Below are 9,365 nucleotides of genomic sequence, written 5' to 3'. Positions count from 1 at the left end.
TTTATACCCTAATAAGCTGCCGGAAAGTGAACGGGTATGCTTCGGAATATGTAATATGCTCATTATTGTCACGGGATAACAGCTATAATTATACTTACGGAAAAGATACTTATAAGTATATAAGTCAAAGTAGGAATAGTGATTTAACTATGAGGTTATCAGAATTGGCCTATAGCCCGGTTAAAAAAGATAATAAGATAGAAGGTTGGAAGTTATTTATAGAACATGTTCCTGAAAAATATCAGAGAGATACAAATGATAAAGTTTCTCAGTTAGATAATGAATTATGGGGAATTGAACGAAAGGCGTAGACAACATCTGAAACCAGAAATACTATAAACAGCTATTCTGAATACATGGATAGAAAAATAGATAGTCACAACAATACAGCAAAAAAAGGTATATTGATATTGTCTTGAAGATATTACTATTTTTGTTTATCACCTGTCAGATTCGAAATTTTTTCTGTGTGCTTGTGTTATGATTTTAAGCTTCAATCTCGTTGTCTTGTGAGGTGGATTTTTCATTCTGAATAAAATTTATTCCATGAATGAAATTGTTTGTCATATTGTTTTTTTCTTCAATTTCAGATTGCATTCTTTCAATGGCTGTGTTAAAGAAAAAGTCTATCAGATATTCATCTGTGCGTTCTTTTCGGATGAATCTTAACGCACTGATATACTCTTCTCTTTTTTCACGAGGAATGATAAGTATCGGTTGATCTTTTTTCAGCAAAATGAAGTTGGTAAACATTCTTCCAAGTCGGCCGTTCCCGTCTCGGAAAGGATGGAGATATTCATAAAAACCGTGAAATAGAATTTGTCTGATACAATCTTTTTGTATTGAGAAACGAGGTTGTCGTACTTTCTTATCTGGTCTTCGAACATAGTGGTTTGTTTTTACAAAGGTAAAAAAATATGTGTTCTGACATATTATATAAGAAAGTTTGCCAATGGATACCCAGGCATTTCTGAATGTTAAGTGAAATGCCTGGGGAATTAAGCTCATAAACTCTTTTATTCCGCATTCTTTTTCAGCCATTCCTGTCGGCGAAGGTCAGGAAGGTGTTTCACTTTGAAGTGTTCGAAGGTGGCATTGAACCCATTTCCGTCGGGGCTGGCTGCCATGAGACCTACGTGTACGGGAGTGTTGTCCTGAAGCCAGGCATTCCGCATCATGACGTATTCCTTGTCGTCGAACGAATAGAATATTTCCACGGCATCCAGTCGTCTTACCGCTTTAATCCATACGTAAGGAACCGGCTTGTCCAGTGCGATGACGCTCCAGTCAGAGGTTTTGTGGGTGACTACGGTGCTCAGGTTGAATTTTCCGTCTACAAACTCAATACCTGTCTTGATGTAGTTTTCGTGGTCAATGCGCAGCATCAGGCCGGCCTGGTCGAAACGGGTTTTATAGTCTCCGGTCACTTTTACTTTGACCTCAAATTCGCCTCCGTAAGTTGCGTAATAGAACGGAGCATCATCTACGGTAAAACCATAGTGTGAAATGTGCCAGTAGTCACTCTGCGGGGTGACGTACATGGTCAGTGCCTGGTTTTCTATTTTCCATTGTTCGGGTTCGTTGAACCATTGCATTTTTTCCAGTGACTGGGCCATTCCGCATTGCAGGGATGCCCAGAGGGCCATACCTGTTATAAGTCGTTTTTTCATATCTGATAATTTAATTACGATTCCTTTGATATATTTGCTGATAAAATCCGTAGGGAAATTATCTTTGCAAATGTAAGATGCCGGAAAAGAATCTGCAATGATTATTAATAACCATTTTTGTATGAATATAGTCGATGAACTGAACAATGAGTTTTCAAAACAGAAATCGCTTTACAAGGTAGGGCAACAGCCTGTGGCAGAACTGGAAAAATACAAGCAAATTGCCATGGGGTATGCGGAGATGGAAAATGCGGTATCTGTGCTGAGTGATATGCATACGAATGTGAGTTACGTGTACTATGGGCGCTTTTCTCAGGTGTTTGGTTGGAATCGTGAGAATGGTACGGAAGAGAAAATAGATTCTATTTGGGAGGAAAAGATTTTGAAGCAGATTCATCCCGATGATTTGCGCGACAAGTATTTGCAGGAGCTTCGTTTCTTTCACTTTGTGCGACGTCAGCCCAAGACAAAGCGGACTGATTTTTATCTGGCCAATAAGTTGCGTATAAAGGATGCGCAGGGAAACTATCAGTTTGTGCTGCACCGGTTATTTTATGTTCCTTCTCCTATAGGGAATAGTTTGTGGCTGGCATTATGCGTGTATACTCCATGGTTATTCGGCTTTTCCGGCAAGAGCAGGGTCGTTCATTCGGTTACCGGAGAAATGATGGAATTAGGCGGTCAGGAGGATGCACAAATCTTGTCGGACAGAGAGAAACAAATTCTCCGGTTGATAGATAAGGGTTTGATGAGCAAGGAGATTGCCAGCCAGCTTTCTATCAGTGTGCACACGGTCAGCCGGCACCGTCAGGAGATTTTGAGCAAGTTTCAGGTGAAAAGCTCCATTGAAGCATGTAGGGTAGCGAAGGAGTTGGGTATTTTGTAGAGTGTTTGTGATTTTTATCAGGAAATGTACTGTTTTTTCGGTGAATAGATGTTTTATTCTCCGATTTTTTTCGGTGAATAGATATCTTATTCACCGAAAAATCATTATCTTTATTGCTAAAAGTTACTATATGTATTTACATGAAAGAGAAAACTGGTGGCAGTTTACCTACGATAGTAGTAAAGTACTTAAGCTTTTAGGGCGAATCAGGGTGAAACAAGGTATGGTGTTAGGTAGTCTTTCTACTCTTGGATTTGAATTTCAGGATGAGGCTATGCTTTCTACCATGTCTGTCGAACTGGTTCGTTCTTCGGAAATTGAGGGTGAAATGTTGAATTTGCAGGAAGTGCGTTCTTCTATTGCTCGTCGTTTAGGTATTGAAACGGCTGGTCTTGTTCCAGCTTCCCGATATGTGGAAGGAATAGTGGAGATGTTATTGGATGCTACGCAAAATTATAAAAAGCCTTTATCTGACGACCGTCTTTTTGGATGGCATAATGTATTGTTTCCGTCTGGAATAAGTGGATTGTACAGGATTGAAGTTGGGAAGTATCGCACAGGTGAAATGCAGGTCGTTTCGGGAGCAATGGGGCGTGAAAAGGTTCATTATCAGGCTCCCTCGCCAGAAAAAGTACCCGAAGAAATGAAACGTTTTATTCAGTGGGTTAATACTGAAGAAGATATAGACGAAGTAATTAAGGCAGCAATTGTTCATTTATGGTTTGTATCTATACATCCTTTTGATGATGGTAATGGACGAATTACCAGGGCCTTGACTGATATGATGCTGGCACGTTCAGAAAATACAGGCAAACGGTTTTATAGCATGTCGGCTGAAATTAAGTTAATGCAAAAAGAGTATTATGAAATATTGGAAAGAACTCAGAAAGGAGATGGAGACATTACGGAATGGCTTCTTTGGTTCCTGAAGTGTCTTGAAAAAGCATTGGATTCAACACGAGATACATTGGCTGCTGTGCTGGAAAAAGCCAAGTTTTGGGAGTATTTTAGGGATATAGAGTTTAATGTGCGGCAACGTAAACTGATTAATATGCTGTTTGATGGTTTCTTGGGTAAACTTACTTCTGGTAAATGGGCTAAAATTGCTAAATGTTCGTCGGATACGGCTTTGAATGATATAAACGATTTGATTGCCAAAGGTGTGTTGGTAAAGAATAATGAGGGAGGTAGAAGTACAAATTATTCTTTAGCAAAGTTACATTGCATAGATGAAATGTAGGGGTAACAAGAAAGTATGATTGGATGATATAAAAAATGGAGTAATTTTGTAGATTTGAATTATCAGAAATTTGCAGAAAGATTTTCAAGTTAGCACTAAACCTAAATAATAAACCATGAAAAAAATGTTGTTTTTATCGGCGCTGCTTGCATGCGGGCCGGCCTGTTTTTCTCAGCAGGCAGAAAAGTTTCCACTGGGAGATTATGTAGAACTGACCGACACGAAGCCGCACGACGGGGATGAAGTGTGGAGTAAGATGACTGCTCCGGTTCGGTTTTGTTGGGGAACGACGGATGTGCGTTACAAGAAACTGAATGTGCCCGACGTGAAAGCTACTGGTACGCTCCGGCTGAAGGCTTGGAAAGGAGAGCGTGTGAATGCACAGGCTGTGCTTTGGACGCAGAAAGAACTGGAAGGAGCGGAAATTGCTGTCAGTGAATTGAAGAACGGTTCTTCGGTAATTCCCGCCTCGGCCGTGAATACGTATTTTGTACGTTATGTAATGACGGATGAATTGAACAAGGATGGAAGTGGGGGTTGTGGCCCTCGTGAGAATAAGGCAGAGTGGGATTCTTCCATGGTGGCCGATGTGCTTGATATTGTGCGGGTACGTGAAGTTCAGGCGCGCAGTACGCAGCCGGTGTGGCTGAATGTATGGGTACCTGCTGATGCACGCCCCGGAAAGTATAAAGGTACGCTGACGGTGTCTGGAAAGAATTTTGAGGCCATGAAACTGCCGTTTGAAATCGAGGTAGTGAACCGTACGTTGCCGGAACCGCAGAAATGGGCGTTTCATTTGGACTTGTGGCAGAATCCGTATGCCGTGGCGCGTTACTATCAGGTGCCGTTGTGGAGCAAGGAGCACTTTGATGCCATGCGTCCTATCATGAAGATGTTGGCAAATGTGGGGCAGCGGGCTATTACCGCCAGCATCATGCACAAGCCTTGGGCCGGACAGACGGAAGACCATTACGATAGCATGATTTTCCGGATGAAGAAGCTGGACGGTACGTGGGTGTATGATTATACGGTGTTCGACAAGTGGGTGGAGTTCATGATGAACGAAGTGGGTATCAAGGATTTGATTAGCTGCTACACGATGATTCCATGGGCGTTGAGCTTTGATTATTTTGATCAGGCTACCAACCGCGTACAGTTTATCAAGGCTGCTCCGGGTGAGGAAGCCTATGCTGAATACTGGGGTACGTTCCTGAAAGATTTTTCCCGTCACTTGCGTGAGAAGGGGTGGTTTGAAAAGACGGCCATTTCTATGGACGAACGTCCTATGGAGGCTATGCGTGAAGCTATTAAGGTGATTAAGGCGGCCGATCCGGAATTCAAGATTACATTGGCCGGTAATTATCATGAGGAGATTCAGGGAGATTTGTATTATTTGAGTATCCCTTATGGCAATCAGTTTCCGGAAGAGGTAAAGGCAGAACGTGAACGGAAAGGACAAATCAGTACGGTGTATACTTGCTGTACGGAGGCTTTCCCTAATACATTTACTTTCTCTGAACCTGCTGAAGCAGTCTGGACGGTGCTTCATGCGGTGGCTGGAGGATATGACGGTTATCTTCGCTGGGCAGTAAACAGCTGGCCGATGGATCCGCTGCGCGATTCACGTTTCCGTACGTGGGCAGCTGGTGACACGTACAGCATCTATCCTGGTCCGCGTAGCAGTATCCGTTTCGAACGTCTGGTGGAAGGTTTGCAGGATTGTGAGAAAATCCATATCCTTCGGGAAGAACTGGCAGCCAAGGGAGCAAACGGAAAATTGAAGAAGCTGAATGTCAAACTGTCGGAATTTACACCGGAAGGTTGGATGAAGACGAATAAGAAGTCGCCTGCCCTGATGGTGAGTGAGCTGAATGCCTTGCTCAATGAGATGTAAAAGATGTATCTGCAGGAAATAAAAAAGTCCGGTCGCAATGGCCGGACTTTTTAGTATGATAAAATCAAATGAGTATTTATTTCTTTGTGCTAGGAGTGTAACGTGCGTTCAAGCCGTCAACGATTTCCTGTGTGATATCCAGTGACTTGTCTGCAAACAACAGGTTGTCCAACTGAGTGTTGCTGATAATCAGGCTGTAGCCTTTTTTCTGGTTGTATACTTTTAAGAATGAGTTGATAGAATCACGAAGCTGCAGGCTGTTCTTCTGGTTTTCAGCCTGGAGGTCAGCATAAAGCTTTTCCTGCAATTGCTGCAAGTCACGCTGTTTCTGCAACAGACGTGCGTTTTCCTGTTCTGCACGTTCGCGGCTGGCAAAACCGTTGTTTTCCAGTTTACGCTGGAATTCTCTCATTTCGCCGTCCAGTTCTTTTGCTTTTTCATTCAATGTCGTACGGATGTTTTCTTCCTTCTGAATCATCAGTTCGTTCAGGTCATTCCAGTAGCGATATTTAGTGAGCAGCGAATCAACTTCTACGTAGGCAATCTTCATATTTGTACCTGCTACTGCCGGAGCAGAAGCTTCAGTAGAAGTTCCCTTGTTGTCTGTGCATTGTGCAAACAGGAATACTACGGCAAGAGCCAGGAGTCCTTTCAAAACATTCATTTTTTTCATAATGATATTGATATCGTTTTTTAGTTAATTATTAGCTTCATTGTTCTGTTGCTGCCGACTGTCTTTCCGGAATGGCGTGAGGATTGATGCGTTGGGCTTCACGGTCTTGCGATTGCACGCATCCGATACCTCTTTTCCGCATGGCCTTGCTTCCGCTGACGTGTGTGTTAGGGAAGCGTCCATTCTTCTTGAAAAGTATTTTCACCGATAATAGCGCTATGCAGATAGCAACTATTAACAAAGTTATCAGGAGAGTCTTGAGCATTTCTATTAATTTTGTGGTGCAAAGATATAGTTTTTGTCACGATTCCTCAGGGTTTTGTCTTTAAAAAAGCCTTTTATGTGAGGAAAAACGCTGTATTTAACTTTTGTTCGCATCTAATTTTTAATCGTTTATTGAAATACTTTTATGGAAAAGAAAGATTTGAAGCCGGCATCGGTTTTTCATTATTTTGAAGAAATCTGCCGTGTGCCGCGTCCTTCCAAGAAGGAAGAAAAAATCAGGAATTATCTGGTGGACTTTGCAAAAGCCTATGCGCTGGAATATAAAGTGGATGAGGCTGGAAATGTCTTGATTAGCAAACCGGCTACCGCTGGTATGGAAAATCTGAAAAAAGTGGTGTTGCAGTCGCACATGGACATGGTATGCGAGAAAAACAACCAGACGGTACATAATTTTGAAACAGACCCGATTGAAACTTACATTGACGGGGAATGGCTGAAGGCGAAAGGTACTACACTGGGTGCTGACAACGGTATCGGTATGGCGACTGAACTGGCTGTGCTGGCTGCAGATGATATTCAGCACGGACCGCTGGAGTGCTTGTTCACCGTAGATGAGGAAACGGGACTGACCGGCGCATTTGCCTTGAAAGAAGGTTTCATGAGCGGCGATATTCTGATAAACCTGGATTCGGAAGATGAAGGTGAATTGTTTATCGGCTGTGCCGGAGGTGCTGGTACTACAGCTGAATTCCCTTGCCCTATGACAGCAGCTCCTGAAGGTTATTTCTTCTTCCGTGTGGCAGTTAAAGGATTGACCGGCGGACATTCTGGTGACGACATCAATAAGAAACGTGCCAATGCCAACAAGTTGCTCGACCGTTTCCTGGTAATCTTGATGAAGCAGTATGATTTGCGTCTGAGCCACATTGACGGAGGTAACTTGCACAATGCCATTCCGAGAGAAGCCCATGCCGTTTGTGCCGTGCCGATGGCTGATAAAGAAAATGTACGGGTGGCATTGAATATATTCCTGGCTGAGGTAGAGAATGAGTTTGCGGTGACGGAACCGAATCTGACCATGGAACTGGAGTCGGAAACTCCTTGTGCGGAGGTAATGGAAAAAGAAGCCATGACACGCTTCCTGCATTCCCTGTATGCCGTGCATCACGGAGTGTATGCCATGAGTCAGGATATGGAAGGCTTGGTGGAGACTTCTTCTAACTTGGCTTCGGTGAAGATGCGTGACGGCAAGATTGTGGTAGTGACCAGTCAGCGTAGTTCTATCCTTTCTTCTCGCAAGGATATGTCGCAGATGGTACGTTCTGCATTTGAACTGGGTGGAGCTACTTGTGTGACCGGTGACGGTTATCCGGGATGGAAACCGAATCCGTCGTCTGCTATTCTGAAGGTGGCTGTAGAAAGCTATAAACGTTTGTTTGGAGTGGAACCGAAAGTGAAAGCGATTCATGCCGGACTGGAATGTGGATTGTTCCTGGAGAAATATCCGTCATTGGATATGGTTTCTTTCGGACCGACGCTGCGTGGCGTGCACTCACCGGATGAACGCATGCTGATTCCTACGGTGGACAAGTTCTGGCGTCATCTGCTGGATGTGCTGGTAAATATTCCGGCTCGTTCATGAGAAAACTAATTTATAGCTTGCTATGGGCTGTGTGCGGCATGAGTGCCGCACCGGCTCAGGCACAGCATGCGTTCCGGGTGATGGAGTACAACGTGGAAAACTTGTTTGATTGCCGTCACGATTCTTTAAAGCAGGATACAGAGTTTTTGCCGGGGAGTGTACGGAACTGGACGTACCGTCGCTTTCAGGATAAGGTGAACAAGATTGGAAAGGTGATACTGGCAGCAGGAAAGGAACAGGTGCCTGATTTGGTGGGTTTGTGTGAGGTGGAAAATGACTATTGCCTGAAAAGCTTGACCCGTTATTCTCCGCTTCGTGAAGTGGGTTATAAGTATGTCATGACCAGCTCGCCCGATGAGCGTGGCATCGATGTGGCTCTGTTGTATCAACCAGTCTCGTTCCGCTTGCTCGCTTCACAGAAAATTCGTATTCCGTCAGATTCATTGGGTATGCGTCCTACGCGAGATGTGCTGTACGTATCGGGGCGTGTGGTAAGCGGAGATACGTTAGATGTCTTTGTCTGTCATCTTCCCTCGCGTGTGGGAGGGGCAAAGAAAACAGATCCCTATCGTTTGTGGGTGGCCCGCAGAATCCGTCAAGCCGCTGATTCGGTCATGGCTGAGCGGCAGAATCCCCGTCTTATTATTATGGGGGACTTTAATGACTATCCTGATGGAAAGTCGTTGCAGGAAGGGCTTCGTGTGTCTGCCTTGTCTGAAAAGCCGCAGTTATGTGCCTTGTATAATCTGATGGATAACCAGCAGGGAGGGACCTATCGTTATAAAGGAGAGTGGGGTGTACTGGATCAGATGGTAGTGAACGGTGCTCTGTTGCAGCCGGATGCTCGTACAAGGACTTCAAAAGAAAAAGTCTCTATTCTACGTTTCCCTTTTTTGTTGGAAGAAGATAATGTGTATGGAGGGGATACGCCTTTCCGCACCTATAAAGGAATGCGGTATCACGGAGGATATAGCGATCATCTTCCGGTGCTGCTGGAACTGATAGTGGAAGAATAGAGTTGTTTCTCGCGCGCATTGAAAGTTGATATTATTGGCCATGGCTCTTTCATTTAACTAAATCAGTACTTTCCCAGCGGTACTCCGGTACTTCCTCAGTAGTACTCCGGTACTTCCCC

Annotated in this window: 10 protein-coding genes; 6 read left to right on the top strand and 4 right to left on the bottom strand. The window is 44.0% G+C overall.

Going from position 1 to position 9,365, the window contains the following annotated elements:
• The coding region (locus tag DXD04_RS16785) for a hypothetical protein (protein ID WP_220444615.1) at window positions 1-311 on the top strand (311 nt) is incomplete at its 5' end.
• Window positions 312-486: 175 nt separating this feature from the next.
• Here the strand turns inward: DXD04_RS16785 and DXD04_RS14140 are convergent.
• On the bottom strand, window positions 487-1,041 hold the full coding sequence (locus tag DXD04_RS14140) for a Fic family protein (RefSeq protein ID WP_117673851.1): 555 nt from the start codon (window positions 1,039-1,041) through the stop codon (window positions 487-489).
• The gene (locus DXD04_RS14135) at window positions 1,017-1,670 is read right to left on the bottom strand and encodes a DUF1349 domain-containing protein (RefSeq protein WP_117673852.1); all 654 of its coding nucleotides are present in this window, start codon (window positions 1,668-1,670) and stop codon (window positions 1,017-1,019) included. The genes DXD04_RS14140 and DXD04_RS14135 overlap by 25 nt, the downstream gene beginning before the upstream one ends.
• Before the next feature lie 121 nt (window positions 1,671-1,791).
• Between DXD04_RS14135 and DXD04_RS14130 the strand changes: the two genes are divergently transcribed.
• The 3 genes from DXD04_RS14130 (at window position 1,792) to DXD04_RS14120 (ending at window position 5,690) form a co-directional block, all read left to right on the top strand.
• Window positions 1,792-2,556, top strand: coding sequence for a response regulator transcription factor (locus DXD04_RS14130; RefSeq protein WP_259299564.1), 765 nt, complete (start codon window positions 1,792-1,794; stop codon window positions 2,554-2,556).
• 130 nt (window positions 2,557-2,686) lie between these two features.
• On the top strand, window positions 2,687-3,796 hold the full coding sequence (locus tag DXD04_RS14125) for a Fic family protein (protein WP_022054721.1): 1,110 nt from the start codon (window positions 2,687-2,689) through the stop codon (window positions 3,794-3,796).
• Between the two features lie 115 nt (window positions 3,797-3,911).
• Window positions 3,912-5,690 (top strand): DUF4091 domain-containing protein, encoded by a 1,779-nt coding sequence (locus DXD04_RS14120; RefSeq protein WP_117673849.1) that lies wholly within the window; start codon window positions 3,912-3,914, stop codon window positions 5,688-5,690.
• A 76-nt stretch (window positions 5,691-5,766) separates the two neighbouring features.
• Here DXD04_RS14120 and DXD04_RS14115 read toward each other — a convergent pair whose 3' ends face one another.
• Together DXD04_RS14115 and DXD04_RS14110 are read right to left on the bottom strand one after the other, a co-directional pair.
• Window positions 5,767-6,363, bottom strand: a complete 597-nt coding sequence (locus DXD04_RS14115; RefSeq protein ID WP_007561387.1) for an OmpH/Skp family outer membrane protein — start codon at window positions 6,361-6,363, stop codon at window positions 5,767-5,769.
• Window positions 6,364-6,400: 37 nt separating this feature from the next.
• A complete protein-coding gene (locus DXD04_RS14110) occupies window positions 6,401-6,628 on the bottom strand; it encodes a hypothetical protein (RefSeq protein WP_007561388.1) in 228 nt (75 codons plus the stop codon).
• 144 nt (window positions 6,629-6,772) lie between these two features.
• Between DXD04_RS14110 and DXD04_RS14105 the strand changes: the two genes are divergently transcribed.
• Both DXD04_RS14105 and DXD04_RS14100 read left to right on the top strand, forming a co-directional pair.
• Window positions 6,773-8,230 carry an aminoacyl-histidine dipeptidase gene (locus DXD04_RS14105; protein WP_117673848.1) on the top strand — a complete coding sequence of 486 codons (1,458 nt, stop codon included), beginning with the start codon at window positions 6,773-6,775 and terminating at the stop codon, window positions 8,228-8,230.
• Window positions 8,231-8,268: 38 nt separating this feature from the next.
• Window positions 8,269-9,246: an endonuclease/exonuclease/phosphatase family protein gene (locus DXD04_RS14100; protein WP_117673847.1), complete on the top strand. Its 978-nt coding sequence runs from the start codon at window positions 8,269-8,271 to the stop codon at window positions 9,244-9,246.
• Window positions 9,247-9,365: the final 119 nt, after the last annotated feature.

It is taken from the genome of Phocaeicola plebeius, from assembly GCF_003437535.1.
In the GTDB taxonomy this organism is placed as follows: Bacteria; Bacteroidota; Bacteroidia; order Bacteroidales; family Bacteroidaceae; genus Phocaeicola; species Phocaeicola plebeius_A.
The sequence above is the reverse complement of the archived record's forward strand: the minus strand, read 5'-3'. Positions and strand labels throughout refer to the sequence as shown.